21 protein-coding genes are annotated in these 22684 nt (G+C 73.9%); 10 read left to right on the forward strand and 11 right to left on the reverse strand.

Features of this window, described 5'->3' with window-relative positions; translation table 11 throughout:
- Window positions 1–268 precede the first annotated feature (268 nt).
- Window positions 269–610, reverse strand: a complete 342-nt coding sequence (locus RIN80_RS18230; RefSeq protein WP_309096661.1) for an SH3 domain-containing protein — start codon at window positions 608–610, stop codon at window positions 269–271.
- A gap of 181 nt (window positions 611–791) precedes the next feature.
- Here RIN80_RS18230 and RIN80_RS18235 point away from each other — a divergent pair, with 181 nt between their 5' ends.
- On the forward strand, window positions 792–2918 hold the full coding sequence (locus RIN80_RS18235; protein WP_309096662.1) for a serine/threonine-protein kinase: 2127 nt from the start codon (window positions 792–794) through the stop codon (window positions 2916–2918).
- A 53-nt stretch (window positions 2919–2971) separates the two neighbouring features.
- Here RIN80_RS18235 and ilvD read toward each other — a convergent pair whose 3' ends face one another.
- The 4 genes from ilvD to RIN80_RS18255 all read right to left on the reverse strand — a co-directional run bounded on the left by ilvD (window position 2972) and on the right by RIN80_RS18255 (window position 7437).
- The gene (gene ilvD, locus RIN80_RS18240; protein WP_309096663.1) at window positions 2972–4825 is read right to left on the reverse strand and encodes a dihydroxy-acid dehydratase; all 1854 of its coding nucleotides are present in this window, start codon (window positions 4823–4825) and stop codon (window positions 2972–2974) included.
- 138 nt (window positions 4826–4963) lie between these two features.
- Window positions 4964–5590: a TetR family transcriptional regulator gene (locus RIN80_RS18245; protein WP_309096664.1), complete on the reverse strand. Its 627-nt coding sequence runs from the start codon at window positions 5588–5590 to the stop codon at window positions 4964–4966.
- Window positions 5587–6411, reverse strand: a complete 825-nt coding sequence (locus RIN80_RS18250; RefSeq protein ID WP_309096665.1) for a sugar phosphate isomerase/epimerase — start codon at window positions 6409–6411, stop codon at window positions 5587–5589. The genes RIN80_RS18245 and RIN80_RS18250 overlap by 4 nt, the downstream gene beginning before the upstream one ends.
- Before the next feature lie 93 nt (window positions 6412–6504).
- Window positions 6505–7437 (reverse strand): Ppx/GppA phosphatase family protein, encoded by a 933-nt coding sequence (locus RIN80_RS18255; RefSeq protein WP_309096666.1) that lies wholly within the window; start codon window positions 7435–7437, stop codon window positions 6505–6507.
- A 71-nt stretch (window positions 7438–7508) separates the two neighbouring features.
- On the opposite strand from RIN80_RS18255, the gene RIN80_RS18260 reads away from it, so the two are divergent.
- Entirely contained in the window at window positions 7509–8309 is an 801-nt protein-coding gene (locus tag RIN80_RS18260; RefSeq protein WP_309096667.1) for a hypothetical protein, read from the forward strand.
- Between the two features lie 11 nt (window positions 8310–8320).
- Here the strand turns inward: RIN80_RS18260 and RIN80_RS18265 are convergent, their stop codons facing one another.
- Window positions 8321–10033, reverse strand: a complete 1713-nt coding sequence (locus RIN80_RS18265; protein ID WP_309096668.1) for a hypothetical protein — start codon at window positions 10031–10033, stop codon at window positions 8321–8323.
- Between the two features lie 196 nt (window positions 10034–10229).
- Here RIN80_RS18265 and radA point away from each other — a divergent pair, with 196 nt between their 5' ends.
- Window positions 10230–11639 (forward strand): DNA repair protein RadA, encoded by a 1410-nt coding sequence (gene radA, locus RIN80_RS18270; RefSeq protein WP_309096669.1) that lies wholly within the window; start codon window positions 10230–10232, stop codon window positions 11637–11639.
- An 80-nt stretch (window positions 11640–11719) separates the two neighbouring features.
- A complete protein-coding gene (gene disA / locus RIN80_RS18275; RefSeq protein WP_309096670.1) occupies window positions 11720–12844 on the forward strand; it encodes a DNA integrity scanning diadenylate cyclase DisA in 1125 nt (374 codons plus the stop codon).
- Window positions 12845–12929: 85 nt separating this feature from the next.
- On the opposite strand, the gene RIN80_RS18280 is transcribed toward disA, so the two are convergent.
- Entirely contained in the window at window positions 12930–13796 is an 867-nt protein-coding gene (locus RIN80_RS18280) for a hypothetical protein (protein ID WP_309096671.1), read from the reverse strand.
- Window positions 13797–13971: 175 nt separating this feature from the next.
- On the opposite strand from RIN80_RS18280, the gene RIN80_RS18285 reads away from it, so the two are divergent.
- Window positions 13972–14616 (forward strand): phosphatase PAP2 family protein, encoded by a 645-nt coding sequence (locus RIN80_RS18285; RefSeq protein ID WP_309096672.1) that lies wholly within the window; start codon window positions 13972–13974, stop codon window positions 14614–14616.
- Window positions 14617–14624: 8 nt separating this feature from the next.
- Here RIN80_RS18285 and RIN80_RS18290 read toward each other — a convergent pair whose 3' ends face one another.
- On the reverse strand, window positions 14625–15281 hold the full coding sequence (locus tag RIN80_RS18290; RefSeq protein ID WP_309096673.1) for a response regulator transcription factor: 657 nt from the start codon (window positions 15279–15281) through the stop codon (window positions 14625–14627).
- The gene (locus tag RIN80_RS18295; protein ID WP_309096674.1) at window positions 15278–16921 is read right to left on the reverse strand and encodes a histidine kinase; all 1644 of its coding nucleotides are present in this window, start codon (window positions 16919–16921) and stop codon (window positions 15278–15280) included. Before RIN80_RS18295 ends, RIN80_RS18290 begins: the two co-directional genes overlap by 4 nt.
- A 120-nt stretch (window positions 16922–17041) precedes the next feature.
- On the opposite strand from RIN80_RS18295, the gene RIN80_RS18300 reads away from it, so the two are divergent.
- The 5 genes from RIN80_RS18300 (at window position 17042) to cseC (ending at window position 21640) form a co-directional block, all read left to right on the forward strand.
- Window positions 17042–17983 (forward strand): A/G-specific adenine glycosylase, encoded by a 942-nt coding sequence (locus RIN80_RS18300; RefSeq protein ID WP_309096675.1) that lies wholly within the window; start codon window positions 17042–17044, stop codon window positions 17981–17983.
- Between the two features lie 285 nt (window positions 17984–18268).
- A complete protein-coding gene (locus RIN80_RS18305) occupies window positions 18269–18808 on the forward strand; it encodes a SigE family RNA polymerase sigma factor (RefSeq protein WP_309096676.1) in 540 nt (179 codons plus the stop codon).
- Window positions 18796–19452, forward strand: a complete 657-nt coding sequence (locus tag RIN80_RS18310) for a hypothetical protein (protein ID WP_309096677.1) — start codon at window positions 18796–18798, stop codon at window positions 19450–19452. The genes RIN80_RS18305 and RIN80_RS18310 overlap by 13 nt, the downstream gene beginning before the upstream one ends.
- A 129-nt stretch (window positions 19453–19581) precedes the next feature.
- The gene (cseB, locus tag RIN80_RS18315) at window positions 19582–20283 is read left to right on the forward strand and encodes a two-component system response regulator CseB (protein WP_309096678.1); all 702 of its coding nucleotides are present in this window, start codon (window positions 19582–19584) and stop codon (window positions 20281–20283) included.
- 7 nt (window positions 20284–20290) lie between these two features.
- A complete protein-coding gene (gene cseC, locus RIN80_RS18320; RefSeq protein ID WP_309096679.1) occupies window positions 20291–21640 on the forward strand; it encodes a two-component system sensor histidine kinase CseC in 1350 nt (449 codons plus the stop codon).
- A gap of 10 nt (window positions 21641–21650) precedes the next feature.
- On the opposite strand, the gene RIN80_RS18325 is transcribed toward cseC, so the two are convergent.
- Window positions 21651–22097: a VOC family protein gene (locus RIN80_RS18325; protein WP_309096680.1), complete on the reverse strand. Its 447-nt coding sequence runs from the start codon at window positions 22095–22097 to the stop codon at window positions 21651–21653.
- A gap of 63 nt (window positions 22098–22160) precedes the next feature.
- Window positions 22161–22595, reverse strand: coding sequence for a helix-turn-helix transcriptional regulator (locus tag RIN80_RS18330; RefSeq protein ID WP_375141729.1), 435 nt, complete (start codon window positions 22593–22595; stop codon window positions 22161–22163).
- Between the last annotated feature and the right edge of the window lie 89 nt (window positions 22596–22684).

Consider the following 22684-nt stretch of genomic DNA (forward strand, 5'->3'; position numbering starts at 1 on the left):
CGGCGAGGTGGGGGGGCGCGTCTTCGCCTCCGCGGCGGTGGTGGGGCGGCGGGGCCGCGCCGGGGGGGTGTCCGTCTTCGGAACGGCGCGATCGACGTGCGTGCCGACTCACTCCCCGTTGACGCGCCAACCGCTGCGGGCGGACACCCCCCGACACGGCCCCTCCGGCGTCCGGCGGCTGCGGGCGCGTCGTGCTGCCGCCCGGGCGTCCCACGCGGTCGGCGGCGGTGTGGCCCGCAGTGGGGGCGGGCCACACCGGCTGTGCGGATCAGGAGCAGCGGGGGCGGATGTAGCCGTCGCTGCCCGTGTTCACATAGGCGTCCGAGACGTACTGGCCGCTGGCGATGTTGTCCCAGATGTTCGTCGTGCCGTACGGGCCCGTCACCCACGTGCCGGGTGCCTGGCAGTTGATGGCGACCCGGGATCCCGCCGGCAGGACCTTGACGATCGGGTAGCCCGTGCCGGGGCCGCTGCGGACGTTGAGGCTGACGCCGGGTGCGGTCGGATACGTCGTGACCGCCGCGGCCAGTGTGGTGACCTGCGGCATGGCGGCGCCGGTCGCCTCCTCGGGCTGCTCGGTGCGCTCGATCTCGGCAGGCTCGACTGACATGGTGTACCTCCCCCGTTGACCCCATGGCTGCCATGGGGTCCCGTTGATTCCCCTGGATCACGCCCTCAAACATCTGTGCGCAATTCGCCGTTGGAGGCTGGCAAGCCGCCTCTGTCCCGTACGAGTCATCGACTAGGCTCCGTGCGTCGCGCGGGCGGACGAACAGCACGGGGGTGGTCCCATGGCGTCACAGCGAAGCGCCGGAGCGGGCCCGGAAGCGGAACTTCCTGAATACGCCGGTCACTACCGTCTGGAGTCCTGTCTGGGCTCGGGTGGCATGGGCGTGGTGCATCTGGCCCGCAGCACCTCGGGAATGAAGCTCGCCGTGAAGGTCGTGCACGCGGAGTTCGCCAAGGACCCGGAGTTCAGGGGGCGTTTCCGGCAGGAGGTGGCGGCGGCCCGGCGGGTCAGCGGAGCCTTCACCGCGCCGGTCGTCGACGCTGATCCCGAGGCCGGGCGGCCCTGGATGGCCACGTTGTACATCCCGGGTCCGACGCTCGCCCAGGAGGTGAAGCGGAACGGGCCGCTGGCGCCCGCCCAGTTGCGCCGGCTGATGGCCGGGCTCGCGGAGGCACTGCGGGACATCCACCGGGTCGGGGTCGTGCACCGGGATCTGAAGCCGAGCAACGTGCTGCTCGCCGAGGACGGGCCGAAGGTCATCGACTTCGGCATCTCGCGGCCCGCAGACAGCGAGTTGCGGACCGAGACCGGCAAGCTCATCGGCACGCCGCCCTTCATGGCGCCCGAGCAGTTCCGGCGGCCGAGGGAAGTCGGGCCCGCCGCAGACGTGTTCGCCCTCGGGTCCGTCATGGTGCACGCGGCGACCGGGCGGGGGCCGTTCGACTCCGACAGCCCGTACGTCGTCGCCTACCAGGTGGTGCACGACGAGCCCGAACTCACCGGCGTACCCGAAGAGCTGGCGCCGCTCGTGCTGCGGTGTCTGGCCAAGGAGCCCGAGGACCGGCCCTCGCCCGACGCCCTGATGCGGGAACTGCGCTCGGTGGCGGCCTCGTACGACACCCAGAGCTTCATACCGCGCCGGCCTGCGGAGGAGGAAGAGGAGGCGGAGCGGGCCGGGCATGAGGTGTCCGAGGCGGAGGTCTCCGGTGAGGAGGAGCCGGCCCGGCGGCGACTCGGCAGGCGGGGGGCCGTGGGCGCCGGGGTTCTCGGGCTGGTCGTGGCCGGGGCGCTGGCGTCGGTGTCCCTGGCCGGCGGCGGCGGTCCGGCGCCGGAGGTCACTGCGCCGCGCACGACGGCCGCCGCCTTCGCCGGGTGGGTGGCCGAGCCGCTGGGCCGGGACGGCGTGCCGCAGTGCTCCTACGCGGTGGGCGCGCTGCTCTGCGCCCGGGACGGAGTGGTCTTCGCCCTCGATCCCGCGGACGGACGGCTGCGGTGGCGGCACGCGCTGGAGGGGGCCGCCGCCAGTGGGCCGCCGGCCGGTCCGCCCGCCGTGTCGGGCCGGCTGGTGCTCGGCGGGCTCGGGCAGGGACGCGGGCTGACCGCGCTCGGGATCGCGTCGGGTGACGTGGCCCGGCGTACGGAGCTGCCCGCCCACGGAGGGCTGCGGGCCGTGGGCGGCATGGTGCTGCTCACGGCGTCCGACGGCACGGTCAGCGGGGTGGACGGGGCCACCGGTGACGTGCGGTGGAGTCACCGCGTCGCGGGCCAGGAGGTGCCGTACTTCGTCTCGTTCGCCGGTGATCGGCTCGCCTACGCGGCGGCCGTGTCCGGTGACGGGACCGGCACCCGGGTCACGGCGGTGGATCCGCGGTCGGGCGACGTGCGGTGGGAGGCGCGACTCGACGGCAGTCTCGAACCCGTCGGGACGGTCGACGGGGCGGTCGTCTTCGTCGCGGCCGACGCGGTCACGCAGGAGGCGCGGGCCGTGGTGCGGTACGACCCCCGCAGCCGGAAGAGCGTGCGGGTGCCGCTGCGGGTGCCGCTGCAACAGGTCGCGGGCAGTGTGCGCGGGAACGTCGTGCACCTCATGGCGACGGGCGGGGCGCTGGTCGCCGTCGACCTGGCGGCGCGCGAGCAGCTGTGGAGCCTGCAGACGGGTGTCGTGCGGGGGTCGAGGCCGGTCGCCGACGGCCGGCATGTGTACGTCACCGCGCCCGACGGACGGCTGCTCGGCGTCGACGCGCGGCGCGGGAAGCTCCTCGGGCAGACGCCGCCCCGGCTGGGGGCGCGGTCGGACCGGGTTCCGGCCGCCCTTCCCGAGCCGGTGGTCGTGGGCGACCGGGTCTACGGCAGCGCCCCGGACGGGACGGTCTTCGCCGTGAGCGGGCGCGACCCGGCCGACTGGTAGGGCGCAGGCGCGAGGGCCGCCCCCGGTGACGGGAGCGGCCCTCGCGGTGGGGCTCAGCCCAGCTTCGACACGTCCCGGACGGCGCCCTTGTCCGCGCTGGTCGCCATCGCCGCGTAGGCGCGCAGGGCGGCCGAGACCTTGCGGTCGCGGTTCTTCGGGGCGTACCGGCCGTTGAGGGCCTGCTCGCGGCGGGCCAGCTCGGCTTCGTCGACCAGCAGGTCGATCGAGCGGTTCGGGATGTCGATGCGGATGCGGTCGCCGTCCTCGACGAGGGCGATGGTGCCGCCCGCCGCCGCCTCCGGGGAGGCGTGGCCGATGGACAGGCCCGAGGTGCCGCCGGAGAAGCGGCCGTCGGTGACCAGCGCGCAGGTCTTCCCCAGGCCGCGGCCCTTGAGGTACGAGGTCGGGTAGAGCATCTCCTGCATGCCGGGGCCGCCCTTGGGGCCCTCGTAGCGGATGACGACCACGTCGCCGTCCTTGACCTGCTGGGTGAGGATCTTCTGGACGGCCTCCTCCTGCGACTCGCAGACGACCGCCGGGCCCTCGAAGGTCCAGATGGACTCGTCGACGCCGGCCGTCTTCACGACGCAGCCGTCCACGGCCAGGTTGCCCTTGAGGACCGCGAGGCCGCCGTCCTTGGAGTAGGCGTGCTCGGCGGAGCGGATGCAGCCGCCCTCGGCGTCCTCGTCCAGGGCCTCCCAGCGCTCGGACTGGGAGAAGGCCTCGGCGGAGCGGACGCAGCCGGGGGCCGCGTGCCACAGCTCGACGGCCTCGGCGGACGGGGAGCCGCCGCGCACGTCCCAGGTCTTCAGCCAGTCGGCGAGGGAGGGGCTGTGGACGGAGTGCACGTCCTCGTTGAGCAGGCCCGCGCGGTGCAGCTCGCCCAGCAGGGCGGGGATGCCGCCGGCGCGGTGCACGTCCTCCATGTAGTACGTGCGGTCCTTGGCCACGTTCGGGGCGACCTTGGCCAGGCACGGCACACGGCGGGAGACCTCGTTGATCTCCTCCAGGCCGAACGGGACGCCCGCCTCCTGCGCGGCGGCCAGCAGGTGCAGGATCGTGTTGGTGGAGCCGCCCATGGCGATGTCGAGGGCCATGGCGTTCTCGAAGGCCGCGAAGGTGGCCACGCTGCGGGGCAGGACCGACTCGTCGTCCTGCTCGTAGTAGCGGCGGGTGATGTCCATCACGGTCTTGGCCGCGTTGACGTAGAGCTGTTTGCGGGCCGTGTGCGTGGCGAGGACCGAGCCGTTGCCCGGCAGGGACAGGCCGATGGCCTCCGTCAGGCAGTTCATCGAGTTGGCGGTGAACATGCCGGAACAGGATCCGCAGGTCGGGCAGGCGTTCTCCTCGATGCGGAGGATGTCCTCGTCCGAGATCTTGTCGTTCACGGCGTCGGAGATCGCGTCGACCAGGTCGAGCGTGCGGACCGTGCCGTCGACGAGGGTGGCGCGGCCGGACTCCATCGGGCCGCCGGAGACGAACACCGTGGGGATGTTCAGCCGCAGGGCCGCGTTGAGCATGCCCGGGGTGATCTTGTCGCAGTTGGAGATGCAGATCAGGGCGTCGGCGCAGTGGGCCTCGACCATGTACTCCACGCTGTCCGCGATCAGGTCGCGGGAGGGCAGCGAGTAGAGCATGCCGCCGTGGCCCATGGCGATGCCGTCGTCCACGGCGATGGTGTTGAACTCGCGCGGGATGCCGCCGGCTTCGATGACCGCCTCGCTGACGATCCGGCCGACCGGCGCCAGGTGCGTGTGGCCGGGGACGAACTCCGTGAAGCTGTTGGCGACCGCGATGATCGGCTTGCGGCCGATGTCCGCACCCGGTACACCGGAGGCGCGCATCAGGGCGCGGGCGCCCGCCATGTTGCGGCCGTGGGTGACTGTGCGGGACCTCAGCTCGGGCATCGTCGCTCGCTCCTTCAGAGACTGCGTCAGAGGATTCGGAGATTTCTGACTGCTGTCGAGCGTACGCCGGTCATCCAGAGGGCGGGACGGAGTGTCCGGAATGCGGGATGCCCGTCTCGTCGACGCCCCCCGTGAGGGCTACGGGCCGGTCAGATGTCCCTGTACGACGGGGGCCAGCCGGGCGATGATCTGCTCCGGGTCCGCGGAGGCCAGCGGCTCGACCCGGATCACGTAGCGCAGGACGGCCGTGCCCACGAGCTGGGCGGCGGCCAGCTCGGCGCGCAGTTCCGCGTCGGGCAGGTCCAGGCGGACCGCGATGCGGCGCAGGACCTGGGTGGCGACGATCCGGCGGAAGACGGCGGCCGCGGTGTCGTTGGTGAGGGCGGAGCGGACGACGGCGAGCAGGGGCGCGCGGGTCGCCGGGTTCTCCCAGACGCCGAAGAAGAACCGGGCCAGCCGCTCCCCCACCCCCTCGAGCGGGCCCTCCTCGATGGCCTTCGGGGCCTGCAGCGCGGGTCCGAAGGACTGGGTGATCGCCGCCTCGAAGACCTGTTCCTTGGTGCCGAAGTAGTGGTGCACGAGGGCCGAGTCGACACCGGCGGTCTTGGCGATGCCTCGGACGGACGTCTTCTCGTAGCCCCGCTCGGAGAACTCGTCGCGGGCGGCGGCGAGGATGCGGTCGCGGGTGTCGGCGGACTCCGTGCGCGGGGGGCGTCCGCGGCGGCGGGCGGCGGGGCCGGACCCGGTCGGGGGCGGGTCGGTCATCGACGCGGCACCTTCGCCGCCGAGGCCAGGTGGAGCCGGGTGAAGGCCAGGGCCTCGGCCAGGTCGGCCTCGCGCTCCGCGCTCGACATGGCGCGGCGGGTGTTGACCTCGATGACGACATGGCCGTCGAAGCCGGTCAGGGCGAGCCGCTCCAGCACCTCGGCGCAGGGCTGGGTGCCGCGGCCGGGCACCAGGTGCTCGTCCTTGGCGGAGCCTCGGCCGTCGGCGAGGTGGACGTGGCCGAGGCGGTCGCCCATGCGGTCGACCATGGCCAGGGCGTCGGAGCGGGCCGTCGCGGTGTGGCTGAGGTCGATCGTGAAGTGGCGGTAGTCGTCCTTGGTGACGTCCCAGTCGGGGGCGTAGGCGAGCATCTCGCGGTCGCGGTAGCGCCAGGGGTACATGTTCTCGACGGCGAACCGTACGTCCGTCTCGTTCGCCATGCGCCAGATGCCGGTGACGAAGTCGCGTGCGTACTGGCGCTGCCAGCGGAACGGGGGGTGGACCACGACCGTGCTCGCGTCGAGCTTCTCGGCGGCCGCGCGGGCCCGCTGGAGCTTGGTCCACGGGTCGGTGGACCAGACGCGCTGCGTGATGAGCAGGCAGGGGGCGTGCACGGCCAGGATCGGGATCCGGTGGTAGTCGCTGAGTCTGCGCAGGGCCTCGATGTCCTGGCTGACCGGGTCGGTCCAGACCATGACCTCGACCCCGTCGTAGCCGAGGCGCGCGGCGATCTCGAAGGCCGTGGCCGTCGACTCCGGGTAGACCGAGGCCGTCGACAGGGCGACCTTCGCGTCCGGGATCTTCACGGCTGGCTCTGCCATGCAGGACAGGTTACGGGGTGGAGTGGGCAGGTCGTGGGGTGCCTGTTCGCCGTTGTGGTGATTGCCACGCGGTGAACCCGCACGCCGGGTTCCCTACGCCGGCTCCATGTGGTCGAGCCGGCGCAGGATCACGCCCTCCCTGAGCGCCCACGGGCAGATCTCCACCCGCTCCACGCCGAACAGGTCCATCGCGGCCTCGGCCACCAGGGCACCGGCCAGCAGCTGGCCCGCCCTGCCCTCCGAGACGCCGGGGAGTGCGGCCCGTTCCCGCTCGGTCATGCCCGCCAGCTTCGGAACCCAGCTCTCCACCGACTCCCGCTTGAGTTCGCGCTGCACGTACGGGCCGTCGGCGGAGCGGGCCGCGCCGGCTATGCGGGCCAGCTGCTTGAAGGTCTTGGACGTGGCGACGACGTGGTCGGGGGCGCCGAGGCGGCTGAACTCGCCGACCGTGCGGGCGATCTCGGTGCGGACGTGGCGGCGCAGGGCCCGGACGTCGTCGGCGGCGGGCGGGTCGCCCGGCAGCCAGCCGGCGGTGAGGCGGCCGGCGCCCAGCGGCAGGGAGGCGGCCGCGTCGGGCTCCTCGTCCATGCCGTAGGCGATCTCCAGGGAGCCACCGCCGATGTCCAGGACCAGCAGCTTCCCGGCCGACCAGCCGAACCAGCGGCGAGCCGCGAGAAAGGTGAGGCGCGCCTCCTCCTCGCCGGTGAGGACCTGGAGCTCGACGCCGGTCTCGGCGCGCACGCGCGCGAGGACCTCGTCGGCGTTGCGGGCCTCCCGCACGGCGGAGGTGGCGAACGGGAGCATCTCCTCGACGCCCTTGTCCTCGGCGGCCTGGAGCGCCCCGTGGACGACCGAGACCAGCCGGTCGACGCCGGCCGGGCCGATCGCGCCGTCGCCGTCGAGGAGCTGGGCCAGGCGCAGTTCCGCCTTGTGCGAGTGCGCGGGCAGCGGGCACGCGCCGGGGTGCGCGTCCACCACGAGCAGATGCACCGTGTTCGAACCCACGTCGAGGACACCGAGTCTCATGTACGGAACGCTACTGCCAGCAGGGCCGTCCGCCGTCCTCGGTGCGGGGATGTGGCCCGTACCCTGGAGGCGTGCCAAAGACGAAAAAGGCCAAGCGCGACAAATCACCGGGCGCCGCGGTACCCGACGAGAAGGGGCTCGACTTCGCTCGCGCGTGGGTGGAGTTTCCCGATCCGGCGGACGACGAGCAGGTGTTCCGCTGCGATCTGACATGGCTGACCTCTCGCTGGAACTGCATCTTCGGCAGCGGCTGCCAGGGCATCCAGGCCGGCCGCGCGGACGACGGGTGCTGCACGTTGGGTGCCCACTTCTCCGACGAGGACGACGAGCAGCGCGTGGCCGAGCATGTGGCCAGGCTCACGCCGGACATCTGGCAGCACCACGCCGAGGGCACGGCCAACGGCTGGGTCTCCGAGGACGAGGACGGCGAGCGGCAGACCCGGCCCTTCCAGGGCTCCTGCATCTTCCAGAACCGGCCCGGCTTCCCGGGCGGCATGGGCTGCTCGCTGCACATCCTGGCCCTGAAGGAGGGCCGCGAGCCGCTGGAGACCAAGCCGGACGTGTGCTGGCAGCTGCCGGTGCGGCGGACGTACGAGTGGATCGACCGGCCCGACGACACGCGCGTGCTGCAGGTGTCGATCGGTGAGTACGACCGCCGCGGCTGGGGGCCGGGCGGGCACGACCTGCACTGGTGGTGCACCTCGGCGACCTCGGCGCACGGCGCGGGGGATCCCGTGTACGTCTCCTACCGGCCCGAGCTGATCGAGCTGATGGGCAAGGCCGGTTACGACCGGCTGGTCGAGCTGTGCGAGGAGCGGCTGGCCTCGCAGCTGCCGCTCCTGGCGCCGCACCCGGCGGACCCGGTGGGCTGAGCGGCCGGGACCTACGACATGGCCGGGCTCGGGTCGCCGCCGTCCGGGGGCGGGGATGCCGAGCCCGCCGGCTCGGTGGGTTCCGGGTCCGTCGGGGTGGGCGTGGGGTCCGGCGACGGGGGCGGGGTGGTCGGCGTCGGGTCCGGGGCGGAGGTCGTGGGCGTCGGGTCGGGGCGGGTGGAGGGCGGCTCGGCCGGGCTGCTGGGGCGCGGGCCGGGGCCGGAGGGGCTGGGCGCGCTGCCGTAGCCCTCGATGTGGACGACGGCCCCGGCGGGCGCGACCGCCACCTGCGCGTGCCAGGGCCCGGCGGGCTCCCGCAGGTGGTCGACGTACACCTTGATCGTCAACGACTCGCCGGGCCGGAGCGTTCCCGAGGACTGGCTGAGGTAGAGCCAGCCGGCTCCCGTGGTGGCCGACCAGCGGACCGGGGCCCGCCCGGTGGCGGTGAGGGTGACGAGGGTGGTGTCGCCGCTGTTGTCGGCCGAGACCTCCAGGGTGGCCGCACGGCCGGCACCGGCGACGCCGATGACCTCCACGGAGACGTCGGCCTTGCCGTCCTTGCCGAAGCGGGGGCCGGGGCGGGTGCCGGCGTTGCCGGTGTTCTCGTAGCCGCCGCCCGCCATCTCGCCGTCCAGGGCGAACGGGTCGTCGGACTCGCGCGCGGAGGCCGAGCGGCCGTCGTGGCCCTCGCCGATCGGCGTGCCCCGGTAGGCGGCCCACAGGGCGAGCACGGGAGCGGCGACGACGGTGGCGACGACGGTCGTGGTCACGGCACGCGCGCGGAGCCGGTCGCGGCGGGCGGCGTGGTCCTTGGGGTCGATCGGGAAGCCGCGCCGGTCGAAGCGGGGCGCGGCGCTCCGCGCGCGCGGGTGGTGGTCCATGGCGACGTGCAGGGCCGCGCGGGGCGCCGGCAGGACGGGCAGTTCGGCGGGGGTGACGCTGGTGCCGGGCCAGCGGCCGGGGATGGCGTGCTCGGCGGCGCGGCGGCAGCGCGGGCAGTCGTCGACGTGCCGGACGAGCTCGCGGCGCAGGGCCGAACCGAGCACCAGCCGGTCGTCCCCGACGAGGTGCGCGACGCTCGGGCACGCCCCGGTCTCGACGACGGCCAGGGCCGCGCGCGTGCGTTCCACCTCGCAGGCGGCGGAGGCGAGCAGGTCGCGGGCGGCGGCCACGTCCATGCCGAGGACGGCGGCGACCTCGTGGGCGGCGAGGTGGTGGCGCACGGCCAGTTCGAGCGCCTCGCGCTGCTCCGGGGTGGTGCCGGCGGCCTCCGGCCAGGCGAGCAGGGCCAGTTCGCGGCGGCGCCGCTCGCGGACCTCCTCCGGGGGAGCCGGGGCGGCCGGCCGGTCGGCGCGCTGCCGGTCGGCGCGGCCCGCGGCGTGGCTGCTCTGACGTTTCTGCTTGGCTTCGGCCAGCTTGCGCAGGCACGCCCAGCGGGCCAGCGCGTAGAGCCAGGCCCTGCGGTCCGCGGGCGCGTCGGGGACGTGCCGGCCGCGGCGTTCGGCGAGGGCGAGGACGTCGCCCAGGGCTGCGGTCGCGGCGTCGTGATCGCACAGCACGGACAGGCAGTAGGTGAACAGGCCGTCCAGGTACGGCTCGTAGCGCGCGGGCGTCCGCTGCGCCAGCGTGCGGGCCGCTCCTCGGTCGCGCGCTTCCCGGTGCGCCCGATGCGCGCCGGCCGTACGGGTCGAGCGGGTCGAGATCTCCGGAGAACTGCTCATCATTCGGCGACCGTAGGCGGCCGGGAGGGGCGCCTTCCGACGGCTTGAGCACATTTAATCCGTACGGGTGAAACGATCCCTCAATCGGGGACACGGGCCACCGGCCCGGGCCCCGGCGGGGGGTGGCGCAGCCCTGGCGCGCAGGTGGCCGCGCCGTCCGGTCCCCGCGATGTCAGTGGCGGCGGCTACGGTTTGGTCCATGGCTGCCCGTACGAAATCCACCAAGGACCGCCCGTCCTACCGCTGCACGGAGTGCGGCTGGCAGACGGCGAAGTGGCTCGGCCGCTGCCCCGAGTGCCAGGCCTGGGGGACGATCGAGGAGTACGGCACGCCCGCGGTCCGTACGACGGCACCCGGGCGGGTCACCACCTCCGCCCTGCCCATCGGCCAGGTGGACGGCCGCCAGGCCGCCGCCCGCACCACCGGCGTGCCCGAGCTGGACCGCGTGCTCGGCGGGGGGCTGGTCCCGGGCGCGGTGGTGCTGGTCGCGGGCGAGCCGGGCGTCGGCAAGTCGACGCTGCTGCTGGACGTGGCGGCCAAGTCGGCGAGCGAGGAGCACCGCACGCTGTACGTGACGGGCGAGGAGTCGGCGAGCCAGGTCCGGCTGCGCGCCGACCGCATCGGCGCCATCGACGACCACCTGTACCTGGCGGCGGAGACGGATCTGGCGGCGGTGCTGGGCCACTTGGACGCGGTGAAGCCGTCGCTGCTGATCATGGACTCGGTGCAGACGGTGGCCTCACCGGAGATCGACGGCGCGCCCGGCGGTATGGCCCAGGTGCGCGAGGTCGCCGGGGCCCTGATCCGGGCCTCGAAGGAACGCGGCATGTCCACGCTCCTGGTGGGCCACGTCACGAAGGACGGCGCGATCGCGGGCCCGCGCCTGCTGGAGCACCTGGTCGACGTCGTCCTGCACTTCGAGGGCGACCGGCACGCCCGCCTGCGGCTCGTACGCGGTGTCAAGAACCGCTACGGGACCACCGACGAGGTCGGCTGCTTCGAACTGCACGACGAGGGCATCACGGGCCTCGCGGACCCGAGCGGACTTTTCCTGACACGTCGGGCCGAACCGGTCCCGGGCACCTGCCTGACCGTCACCCTGGAAGGCCGCCGCCCCCTGGTCGCCGAGGTCCAGGCCCTCACGGTCGACTCCCAGATCCCCTCCCCGCGCCGCACCACCTCGGGCCTGGAGACCTCCCGCGTCTCGATGATGCTGGCGGTGCTGGAACAGCGGGGCCGGATCAGCGCCTTGGGCAAAAGGGACATCTACTCCGCGACGGTGGGCGGGGTGAAGCTCTCGGAACCCGCGGCGGACCTGGCGGTCGCCCTCGCCCTGGCGAGCGCGGCGAGTGACACACCTCTCCCCAAGAACCTCGTGGCGATCGGCGAAGTGGGCCTCGCGGGCGAGGTGAGACGGGTCACGGGCGTGCAGCGCCGCCTGGCCGAAGCCCACCGTCTGGGCTTCACGCACGCCCTGGTACCGGGCGATCCGGGCAGGATTCCCGCGGGCATGAAGGTTCTGGAAGTCGCGGACATAGGGGACGCCCTGCGGGTCCTCCCCCGCTCCCGTCGCAGAGAGGCCCCACGGGACGAGGAGGGTCGCCGGTAGACTTTGCCCTGGTCTCGCCCGTCCGTGCGAACCGAGCGCGCGACACGGGGGCGCCCAGAACCTGCGACCGGAGGAGTGCAGTGGCAGCCAACGACCGGGCATCAGCTCCCGGAAAGTCCGGCGGGAGTGCCGGTACCGATGGCCTGATGCGCGCCTCCCTGAGCGCCGTGGCACCCGGAACCGCCCTCCGCGACGGCCTGGAGCGCGTACTCCGCGGCAACACCGGCGGTCTCATCGTGCTCGGCTCCGACAAGACGGTCGAGGCGCTGTGCAGCGGCGGTTTCGTGCTGGACGTCGAGTTCACGGCGACCCGTCTGCGTGAGCTGTGCAAGCTGGACGGCGGCATCGTGCTGTCCTCGGACCTGTCGAAGATCCTGCGCGCGGGCGTGCAGCTGGTCCCGGACCCGACGATCCCCACGGAGGAGACGGGCACCCGGCACCGCACGGCGGACCGCGTCAGCAAGCAGGTCGGCTTCCCGGTCGTCTCCGTCTCCCAGTCGATGCGCCTGATCGCCCTGTACGTCGACGGCCAGCGCCGGGTCCTGGAGGACTCGGCGGCGATCCTGTCCCGCGCCAACCAGGCCCTCGCGACCCTGGAGCGCTACAAGCTCCGCCTCGACGAGGTCGCGGGCACGCTGTCGGCGCTGGAGATCGAGGACCTGGTCACCGTCCGGGACGTCTCGGCGGTCGCCCAGCGCCTGGAGATGGTGCGCCGCATCGCCACGGAGATCGCCGAGTACGTGGTGGAGCTCGGCACGGACGGCCGGCTGCTCGCCCTCCAGCTGGACGAGCTGATCGCGGGCGTCGAGCCGGAGCGCGAGCTGGTCGTGCGGGACTACGTCCCCGAGCCCACGGCCAAGCGTTCCCGCACGGTCGACGAGGCCCTCGCCGAGCTCGACGCCCTCAGCCACGCCGAGCTGCTCGAAATGCCCACGGTGGCACGGGCGTTGGGGTACACGGGCTCTCCCGAGACGCTGGACTCGGCGGTGTCCCCGCGCGGTTTCAGGCTCCTCGCCAAGGTGCCGCGCCTGCCCGGCGCGATCATCGACCGCCTGGTGGAGCACTTCGGCGGCCTGCAGAAGCTGCTCGCCGCGAGCGTCGACGACCTGCAGACGGTGGACGGCGTGGGCGAGGCCCGGGCGCGCAGCGTGCGCGAGGGGCTGTCGCGGCTGGCGGAGTCGTCGATCCTGGAACGGTACGTCTAGCCGCTTGAGCCTTCACCGGCCGCCAACGGCTGAGGGCGGTACCCGGTGCCGGGTACCGCCCTCAGCCGTTGGCGGCCGTCGCGCTTCAGTCGGCGGACAGCACGAACGACGTCTGCACCTTCGCGAAGCCCGGGGCCTTGGCCTCCACCAGGTAGGTGCCGCTCTTGGCCGAACCCGCCGGGGGCGTGGCGCACTCGGGGGCGCTGGGCTTGCGGTCCCACTTCACCATGTAGGTGATGTCGCTGCCCGCCGGCACCCGGAACAGCTGGTGCGCGGCCGCCTCGGGGCAGTCCTCGGAGGACCAGTAGTCGTCGTCGCTGCTCGCCGGGGTGACGGTGAACACCGCGTTCTTCGGCCCGAGGTCGACCTTGCAGTCGCTGCCGGAGATGTTCCGCGCGGTGAGCAGGAACGTGGGCGTCTGCTCGGGGTCGTAGGTGTTGTGCCGGCTGCGCAGGCTGAACTTGACCACGCTCGCGGTGCAGTTGGGCAGGGTGGAGCCGGCCGGGAGCGTGTCGCCCGCGCCGACGCCGCCCACGGTGCTGCCGCTCCCGGAGCCGCCGGCACCGCCCTGCCCGGCCGATCCGCCGGAGCCGCCGTCAGCGGACCCGTCGCCCGAGCCGCCGCCCGCGCCGTCACCGGAACCGCCACCCGAACCGCCGGAGCCGTTCCCGGACCCGGACGACGAGCCGCCCGAGCCGCTGCCGCCCGACTCGTCGCGTCCGCCGGGGGCTTGGCTGATGGCCGGACCCGAACTCGACGGACCGGGCGTGATGGAGGGCGCGGGATTCTTGCCGTTGGCGCCGTTGTCGCCGTCCTTGCCGCCCCCGCCGCCCATGGTCACGATCCAGGTGATCAGCAGCGCCAACAGGGCTACCACAGACACGAGTACGACCCTCCGACGCCAGTAGATGGAGGAGGGAAGCGGCCCGACCGGATTGCGCAGAGATCCCACGGCGCAAACCTTACGAGAGAACGGCGCGTTCGCTTGTCCCACCCGCCGCTCGGGGCACATTTTTTCCGGATCATCATTCCGGGGAAACGCCGTCCCACCCCTGTCTTTCGTCAGGTACGGCACCCGACGACCGCGGGGTGTGACGGTTTCGGTCCGCCGCCTACCGTCCGTGACCATGACCTTCGCCGACGCCGCGCTCTACCGCGACATCACCGACTTCGCCCGCGACACCCCGATGTGGGTACGGCAGGGGGCCGGACTGTGGACGGAGGCCGGACTGCTGGTCTTCGTCGCGGTGTTCGCCGCCGTGTGGTGGCGCGCCCGCCGCGACAGTCCGCGGGCGTTCGCGATCGCGGCCCTTGCACCTCTGGCCACGGCAGGGGCGTACGTGTGCAGTGAGGTGCTCAAGTCCGTTGTCACGGAGGAGCGTCCGTGCCGCGCGGTCGCCGGTGCGGCCGCGTCCCTGGCCGCGTGCCCACCGCACGGCGACTGGTCGTTCCCGTCCAACCACGCGACGATCGCGGGCGGCTCGGCCGCCGCCCTGGCACTGGTGCGGCGCGCGCTGCTGTGGCTGACGGCCCCGCTCGCCCTGCTGATGGCCTTCTCCCGGGTCTTCGTCGGCGTGCACTATCCGCACGACGTCCTCGCGGGGCTGGCGCTGGGCGCATGCGTCGCCCTGGTCGCCGTCCGGCTGGGCACGGGCCCCGTGACGCGGCTCAGCGGCGCGCTGCGCGGCTCGTCGGCCCCGCTCGTGCGCTGGGTGGTGGGACCGGGCCGCCCGGCCGTCGTGCGGTCGTACGGAACGCCCGCCGGTCGGTGAGCCGGGCCCTACGGCTCCACCAGGCCCGCCTCGTACGCCACGATCGCCGCCTGCACCCGGTTGCGTACCTCCAGCCGGTCCAGGACCGCGCTCACATACGCCTTGACCGTGCCCTCGACGAGGTGGAGCCGGGCGGCGATCTCCGGGTTGGACAGGCCCGCGCCGACCAGGCCGAGCACCTCGCGCTCGCGAGGGCTCAGCACCGCCACGCGCGCGCGTGCCCGGGCCTCGCGGGTGAGCCGGCCGCCGCCGAGGCCCTGGTCGATGACGTACCGGGCCACCTTCGGCGACAGGAACGCGGCGCCCGCCGCCACCGCCCGTACGCCCGCGATGAGTTCGTACGGGTCGCCGGACTTCAGCAGGAACCCGGTGGCGCCGCCGCCGAGGGCGCGGGTCACGTAGGCGCCCTCGGAGAAGGTGGTGAGCATGGCGACGGCGGTGCCGGGCACGGTCCGTGCGATCTCCTCCGCCGCGGAGAGACCGTCCAGGCGCGGCATGCGGATGTCGAGCAGTGCCACGTCCGGGCGGTGGGCACGGGCCAGTTCGACCGCCTCGCGCCCGTCGCCCGCCTCGGCGACGACCTCCGTGCCGCCGTCGCTGTCCAGGATGGCGCGCACCCCGGCGCGCACCATCGCCTCGTCGTCGGCCAGCAGGACGCGGATCACCGTGCGAACTCCTCGTATTCCTCTCGTCCTTCGCCGGACAGGCCGACGCGCGGGACGACGTTCTTGGCGACCAGCCGCCCGTCCTCGAAGCACAGTCTGAAGTGGTCGACGGAGACGAAGAGTTCGCCGCTGGCGCGGTAGTAGCGGCAGTCGGCTCCGGCGGGCGGCGCGGGGGCGCGTTCCGAGGGCGGGTCGTTCACCTCGCGCCCGGGCAGCACGCGCGCGACGTCGGCGGCCGGGGCGCCCGGCTGGAGCCGGGCGTACTCGGCGGGCGGCAGGACCGAGTGCGTCTCGGCGTAGGCGTACCAGCCGAAGGCCGCGCCGACCACGGCGGCGCCCGCGCCGGCGGCGGTGCCGAGGCCGACGGCGACACGGCGGCGGGCCTGCGCGAAGGGAGACGTGGCGGCGCCGGAGCGCGGGGACGTGGCGGGGTCCGGGGCCGCGCCCGGGCCCACCCCAGGACTCAGGGACACGGCGGGGCGCGTGGGCGCGGTGTGGGGTGGCTGCCGCGGCACGTACGCCCGGACCCGGAAGCCGTCCTCGTGCGGGCCCGCCTCGAACTCCCCGCCCGCCGAGGCGACCGCGGCGCGCAGCCCGAGCAGGCCGGTGCCGCCCCCGGACGGGCCGGAACCGCCGCCGGTGGACGAGCCGTTGGCGACGGTGACGGACGTGCCCGCGGGCCGCTCCGCCACCGACACGACCACGGGTGCGCCCGGCGCGTGCCGTGCCGCGTTGGTCAGTGCCTCCCGGACCACGCGGTGCAGCAGCCGCCCGGCGACCCCGCCGGGCTCCGGTTCCGCCTCCCGCCCGGCGGGTTCGAAGCGCACGGGGAGTCCCGACTGCGCGGCCCGGGCGACGAGTTGCTCCAGGGTCTCGCCTGCCGGTGCGAGCGGTGCGGGCTCGTCGTCCTCGCGCAGGACGCCGATGATCCGGTGCAGCCGGTCCGTGGCGTCAGCGGCGGCCGCGCGCAGGTCGGCCGCCGCCCTGCGGTGCGTCTCGCCGAGTCCGGGGGCGACCTGGAGGGCGCCCGCGCGCAGGGCGATGAGGCTCAGCTCGTGGCCGAGGGAGTCGTGCATGTCCTGGGCGATCCGGGCCCGTTCACGCAGCCGGGCGCGTTCCTCGGCGTGGCGCTGCTCGTCCTCCAGCCGGGCGGCCCGCAGCCAGCCCGCCTCGGCCAGCTCCCGGCTCTGCCGCCAGTAGCGCCCGCCCAGCCAGGGGAAGACGCAGCCGAACAGCAGCGTGCCCGTCATGACGAGCCATTCGGGCGCGGGGTCGACCCCGACGAGCGCGATGCGCGCGGTGCCGACGCCGGCGAGGGCGGTGAAGCACAGCACGGCGGGACGCGCCCGGGCCGCCCGCAGCCCGAGCAGCAGCGCGAACACGCCGAGGGCGGGACCGTAGGAGACGGTGAACAGGGCGGGGGCGGCGGCGAGGCTCACGGCGGCCGCGAGCGCGAAGGCGACCAGGGGGGCGCGGCGCGCCGAACCGGCCGCGACGGCCAGCGCCGCCACGCCGGTGACCTGCTGCCAGGCCGGCCGCGGCTCGTTCAGCCCGAGCCGGTCCGCGGTGAGCGCGGGCAGGGCGAGGGCCGCCCAGAGCAGGGCACCCCGGGCGCACGAGGCCGGGTGAGGACGTTCCATGCGGCCCGACGCTACTGGCGCCGGGCCGGGCGGCACTGCTGCCGATCGTCAGGTACCGGCCTCCCGCGCCGGTGGCGGTGTGCCCGCGACGGCACCCGTGCGTGGCACCATCGGAAGGCCATGACTGCTCCCACGAAGCCCTCGCACCCCACCGCCTCCCCCACCGAGCCCCTCCCCGGCCCGCCCCGCGGAGAGAACCTGCACGCCCCCGTCATCGACTGGTTCGAAGAGAACGCCCGTGACCTGCCCTGGCGGCGCCCCGAGGCCGGGGCGTGGGGCGTGATGGTCAGTGAGTTCATGCTCCAGCAGACCCCGGTGAGCCGTGTCCTGCCCGTCTACGAGCAGTGGCTGGCCCGCTGGCCGCGCCCCGCCGACCTGGCCCGCGAGGCACCCGGCGAGGCCGTCCGCGCCTGGGGACGGCTCGGCTACCCGCGCCGCGCCCTGCGGCTGCACGGCGCCGCCGTCGCGATAGCGGAACGGCACGGCGGTGACGTACCCGCCGACCACGCCCAGCTCCTGGCGCTGCCCGGCATCGGCGAGTACACGGCCGCGGCCGTCGCCTCCTTCGCCTACGGGCAGCGGCACCCGGTGCTGGACACGAACGTACGCCGGGTCCTGGCCCGCGCGGTCACCGGCGTGCGGTACCCGCCCAACGCCACGACCGCCGCCGAGCGGAGGCTGGCCCGCGCGCTGCTGCCCGACGACGAGCCGACCGCCGCGCGCTGGGCCGCCGCCTCCATGGAGCTGGGCGCGCTGGTGTGCACGGCGAAGAACGAGTCGTGCCACCGCTGCCCGATCGCCGCGCAGTGCGCGTGGCGGCTGGCGGGCAAGCCGGAGCACGACGGCCCGCCGCGGCGCGCCCAGACGTACGCGGGCACCGACCGGCAGGTGCGCGGGCGGCTGCTCGCCGTGCTGCGGGAGGCGCACGGACCGGTGCCGCAGGCCGCCCTGGACCGGGTGTGGCACGAGCCGGTGCAGCGGGCCCGCGCCCTGGACGGGCTCGTCGCCGACGGTCTGGTGGAGCCGCTGGCGGACGGGCTCTACCGGCTGCCGATGACCTGACGCACGGGAACGTCACAGCCGCCGCCCTGCCGTCACCGCGCTCCCGTGGTGGACAAATCGCCCCATAGCCTCCCCAACAGGCCTACCGTTTTATCCCGTTCCGACATCCGTTACACAACCGACGGACAGCCGAGCGCTGGCCGCAGGCTGCTTCGGACAGCGCCGTGACAACGCCTCCGTACCTTCGGATGCGTTCCCGGAAGGACCCGGGACGACTGAGAACCACAGGCAGTGCACGGGCGGCGGGGAGCCGGCCCGGAACGGGGAAACGGGAGGCGGTTCACCATGGCGCAGGGCGAGGTGCTCGAGTTCGAGGAGTACGTCCGCACCCGGCAGGACGCGTTGCTGCGCAGCGCCCGCCGCCTGGTCCCGGACCCGACGGACGCGCAGGACCTGCTGCAGACGGCACTGGTGCGGACCTACGGCCGCTGGGAGACCATCGAGGACAAGCGGCTGGCCGACGCCTACCTGCGCCGGGTGATGATCAACACGCGGACGGAGTGGTGGCGGGCCCGCAAGCTGGAGGAGGTGCCGACCGAGCAGCTCCCGGACGCCTCGGTCGAGGACTCCACCGAGCAGCACGCGGACCGCGCTCTGCTGATGGACATCCTGCGGGTGCTCGCCCCCAAGCAGCGCAGTGTCGTGGTGCTGCGACACTGGGAGCAGATGTCCACGGAGGAGACGGCCGCCGCCCTCGGCATGTCGGCCGGAACGGTCAAGAGCACGCTGCACCGGGCGCTCGCCCGGCTCCGCGAGGAGCTGGAGTCCCGCGATCTGGACGCACGCGCGCTGGAGCGTGAGGAGCGGGAGCGGTGCGCGGCCTGACCGGTGAGGGTTCCGCGGGGAACCGGGGCGGCATCCAGGCGGTGATCACGGCGCTGGCCGTGTTCGCCGCCCTCGCCCTTTTCACGTCCTCGTGTGCCGCCGGCGGCACCGGCGCCCGGGACGAGGGCCCGGCACACTCCGACTCGGTGGCGGGGGCCTCCGCCGCCACGCCGACCGCGGCCCCGTCGAAGACGCCCGACGCCGTGGACGCGGTCCGGCTCGTCAAGGACGACCCGAAGGTCGCGCCGGAGGTCAAGCGGGAGCTGAAGCCGTGCGTGGCCGACGAGTACCCCGTCGACGTCTCCTACGGGAACCTGACCGGCGGCTCGGCCGACGACGTCGTCGTCAACGTGCTGACCTGCGGTGACGCGGTGGGTGTGGGCAGTTACGTGTACCGCGAGCAGGACGGCTCGTACCAGAATGTGTTCAAGGCCGAGGAGCCCCCGGTCTACGCGGAGATCGACCGCGGCGACCTCGTGGTGACCAAGCAGGTGTACGAGAAGGGCGACCCGGTGTCGAGTCCCTCCGGGGAGAACGTGATCACGTACCGGTGGTCGTCCGGCCGGTTCGACGAGGAGTACCGCACGCACAACGACTACGGGAAGGTCGTCGGCGACAGCGCGTCGCCGGTGCCCGCGAGCTGACGCCGCCGGAAGGCCGCGTGAACCGTTCGGGCGCCTCGGACCGGTCACCCGGTGAACGCGACGCCCGTTCCGCGCGTCCCAGCGAAGAGAACGCACCCCACGAACCACTGAGGACAAGAGAGCACCGGGATGGCAGACCAGACCCACGTCCTGTTCGTCGAGGACGACGACGTCATCCGCGAGGCCACGCAGCTCGCCCTGGAACGGGACGGCTTCGCGGTCACCGCCATGCCCGACGGGCTGTCGGGCCTGGAGGCGTTCCGGGCCGACCGCCCCGACATCGCGCTGCTGGACGTGATGGTCCCCGGCCTGGACGGGGTCAGCCTGTGCCGCCGCATCCGGGACGAGTCGACCGTGCCGGTGATCATGCTCTCGGCGCGGGCCGACTCCATCGACGTGGTGCTGGGCCTGGAGGCGGGCGCCGACGACTACGTGACCAAGCCGTTCGACGGTGCCGTGCTGGTCGCCCGCATCCGCGCGGTGCTGCGGCGGTTCGGGCACGCGGCCGGGGACCGCGCCGAGGAGCGGGCCGCCCCGGCCGACGGCGGGGCGCTGACCTTCGGGGACCTGGAGGTCGACACCGAGGGCATGGAGGTCCGCCGGTCCGGGCAGCCGGTGGCGCTCACCCCGACCGAGATGCGGCTGCTGCTGGAGTTCTCCTCGGCGCCCGGCACGGTGCTCTCCCGCGACAAGCTGCTGGAGCGGGTGTGGGACTACGGCTGGGGCGGGGACACCCGGGTCGTCGACGTGCACGTGCAGCGGCTGCGGCAGAAGATCGGCCAGGACCGGATCGAGACGGTCCGGGGCTTCGGCTACAAGTTGAAGGCCTGAGCGGGGTATGAGGGGGCACTTCCGGCGCCTGGTCGCCACGGGTCTGGAGCGCGCGGGCATCCGCACGGGCCTGAGATGGAAGCTGAGCGCGGCCATCGCGCTGGTCGGCGCCCTCGTGGCGATCGCGCTGAGCCTGGTCGTGCACAACGCGGCGCGGGTGTCGATGCTGGACAACGCGCGCGACCTCGCCGACGAGCGGATCATGATCGCCCAGCGCAACTTCGAGCTGTCCGGGCGGATGAACTTCCCCAACACCAAGATCGACGACCCGAACCTCCCGGAGGAGCTGCGCGACCGGGTCGAGGCCGGCCAGCGGGCCACCTACGTGGCGGACCGGCCCGGTGACGCGCCGGACATATGGGCCGCGGTGCCACTGAAGAACGGGCACGTGATGTCCCTGCACTCGGGCTTCACGGACCGCAGCTCGGACATCCTGAAGGACCTCGACCAGGCCCTGGTCATCGGCTCCATCGCCGTCGTCCTCGGCGGCAGCGCGCTCGGCGTGCTCATCGGCGGGCACCTGTCGCGGCGGCTGCGCAAGGCGGCCGTCGCGGCGGGTCAGCTCGCGGGCGGCGAGACGGACGTGCGCGTGCGGGACGCCATGGGCGGGGTCGTGCGGGACGAGACGGACGACCTGGCGAGCGCGGTGGACGCCATGGCGGACGCCCTGCGGCAGCGCATCGAGGCCGAGCGGCGGGTCACCGCCGACATCGCGCACGAGCTGCGCACCCCGGTGACCGGGCTGCTGACCGCCGCCGAACTGCTGCCGCCCGGCCGCCCGACCGAGCTGGTGCTGGACCGGGCCAAGGCCATGCGCACGCTCGTGGAGGACGTGCTGGAGGTGGCCCGGCTGGACGGCGCCTCGGAGCGGGCGGAGCTGCAGGACATCATGCTGGGCGAGTTCGTCGCCCGGCGGGTGGCGGCCAAGGACCCGGACGTCGAGGTGCGGATCGTGCACGAGTCGGAGGTCACCACCGACCCGCGGCGCCTGGAGCGGGTGCTGTTCAACCTGCTGGCCAACGCGGCCCGGCACGGCAAGCCGCCCGTCGAGGTCACCGTCGAGGGCCGGGTCATCCGGGTCCGCGACCACGGCCCGGGCTTCCCGGAGGACCTGCTCGCCGAGGGGCCGAGCCGCTTCCGCACCGGCAGCAAGGACCGGGCCGGGCACGGCCACGGCCTCGGCCTGACCATCGCGGCCGGGCAGGCCCGGGTGCTGGGCGCCCGGCTGACCTTCCGCAACGTCCGCACGCCGGGCACGCCGGAGGGCGTACCGGCCGAGGGCGCGGTTGCGGTGCTGTGGCTGCCGGAACACGCGCCGACGAACACGGGCAGCTACCCGATGCTGCCGGCGTCGTAGACCGCGGTGGTCAGCAGGACCAGTCCTGGTCCAGGTCGAGGCCGCCCTCGCGGGGCTGGGTGAGCGAGAACCAGTTGCCGGAGTCGTCGCGGAACAGCGCCTCCGTGCCGTAGGGGCGCTCCTGCGGCTCCTGGAGGAACTCCACGCCCCGGTCCTTGAGCTTGCGGTAGTCGCCGTGGACGTCGTCGGTGGTCAGCACACCCGCGCCGAGCGCGCCCTTCGTCACCAGCTTGCGGAGCATCCCGGCGGACTCGGGGTCCATCGCGGGGCCGCCGGGCACCATCAGGGTGAACTCGACGCCGGGCTGGCTCGGGGAGCCGACCGTGAGCCAGCGCATGCCGCCCTCGCCCATGGTCAGGTCCGTACGGACCTCCAGGCCCAGTTTCTCCGTGTAGAACTCCTTGGCCCGGTCCTGGTCGAGGACCCAGACGGTCGTGATGGCGAGACCCTTGATCATGGCGTGCTCCTGCTGCTTCGCGGCCGGTCGGTGCTTGCCCTGCCACCGTAGGCAGCGGGGGTGTCAGCGCGCTTCTCCGGAATTGCGCTCCTCGGCGGAGGCCGGGGCGGAGCGGAAGCCGCCGGCCCAGAGCATGGCGTAGCAGCCCGGTATGAGGGCGGCGCCGCGGCCGACGTGCTGGGACCGGTACTCACTGGGCGTCAGCCCCGTCCACGCCTTGAAGCGGGTCGAGAACGTGCCCACGCTGCTGAAACCGACCAGGTGGCAGATCTCGGTCACCGACAGGTTCGCGGTACGCAGCAGGTCCTCGGCCCGTTCGATCCGGCGGTGGGTGAGGTACTGGCCGGGGGTCTCGCCGTACGCCTCCTTGAAGGCGCGGATGAAGTGGTACCGCGAGTACCCGGCGTGCGCGGCGACGGTGTCCAGGTCGAGCCCGGGATCGGCCCAGTCCCGGTCCATGGCGTCCTTGGCGAGCCGGACCTGCCGCATCTTGTCCATGCGACCGATGGTGGCACGGCGGTATGACAGCGGGCCGGGGCCGTGGGTGGCACCCCCGAGCGGCCGGGGACGGCGGAGCTCCACCGGGG

It is taken from the genome of Streptomyces sp. (assembly GCF_031181705.1).
Lineage (GTDB): Bacteria > Actinomycetota > Actinomycetes > Streptomycetales > Streptomycetaceae > Streptomyces.